The organism is Aeromonas dhakensis, assembly GCF_000820305.1.
Taxonomy (GTDB): Bacteria; Pseudomonadota; Gammaproteobacteria; order Enterobacterales; family Aeromonadaceae; genus Aeromonas; species Aeromonas dhakensis.
On sequence record NZ_CDBH01000011.1, the window covers coordinates 1 to 1,055 of the forward strand.

Consider the following 1,055-nt stretch of genomic DNA (forward strand, 5'->3'; position numbering starts at 1 on the left):
TGATGGGGATGGGTTCCTTGACCGGATCCACGTGGGCGAAGGTGCGAGAGAGCTCGCAGATGCCCGGCAGACGGGATTCCAGTACCTCTTTGCCGAGGTGATCCAGCTTGAGCTTGATGTGCGGGCCCCAGGGACCGTCGCAGCCGCGACCTTCGCGGATCTCGATCATGATGGAGCGAGCCACCACGTCGCGACCGGCCAGATCCTTGGCATTCGGCGCATAACGCTCCATGAAGCGCTCGCCGTCTTTGTTCAGCAGGTAGCCGCCTTCACCGCGGCAACCTTCGGTCACCAGTACCCCTGCCCCGGCGATGCCGGTGGGGTGGAACTGCCAGAACTCCATGTCCTGCACGCCGACCCCGGCACGCAGCGCCATGCCGACACCGTCACCGGTGTTGATGTGGGCGTTGGTGGTGGACTGGTAGATGCGACCGGCGCCGCCAGTGGCGAGTACGGTGGCCTTGGCCTTGAAGTAGACGACTTCACCGCTCTCCATGTCGATGGCGGTACAGCCGACGATGTGGCCGTCCTGGTTCTTCACCAGATCCAGCGCATACCACTCGGAGAAGACGGTGGTCTTGTTCTTGACGTTTTGCTGATACAGGGTGTGCAGCAGGGCGTGGCCGGTACGGTCGGCAGCCGCCGCGGTACGGGCAGCCTGCTCGCCACCGAAGTTCTTGGACTGACCGCCAAACGGACGCTGGTAGACGCGGCCGTTGTCGAAGCGGGAGAAGGGCAGACCCATGTTCTCCAGCTCATAGACGGCCTCGGGGCCTGTCTTGCACATGTACTCGATGGCTTCCTGATCACCGATGTAATCGGAGCCTTTGACGGTGTCATACATGTGCCACTGCCAGTTGTCGTCGTGGGCGTTGCCCAGCGCAACCGTGATGCCGCCCTGGGCGGAAACCGTGTGGGAACGAGTCGGGAAAACCTTGGAAAGCAGTGCGCAGCTCTTGCCGGACTGGGCAATCTGCAGCGCGGCGCGCATGCCGGCACCACCGGCGCCGATCACGACCGCATCAAATTCACGAGTTGGAATAGTCACCTTACAC

Annotated in this window: 1 protein-coding gene; it reads right to left on the minus strand. The window is 62.7% G+C overall.

Annotation, left to right across the window (positions count from 1 at the left end; translation table 11 throughout):
• A partial coding sequence (locus tag BN1143_RS00710) for an FAD-binding protein (RefSeq protein ID WP_042049282.1) occupies positions 1-1,048 on the minus strand: 1,048 nt, incomplete at its 3' end.
• Between the last annotated feature and the right edge of the window lie 7 nt (positions 1,049-1,055).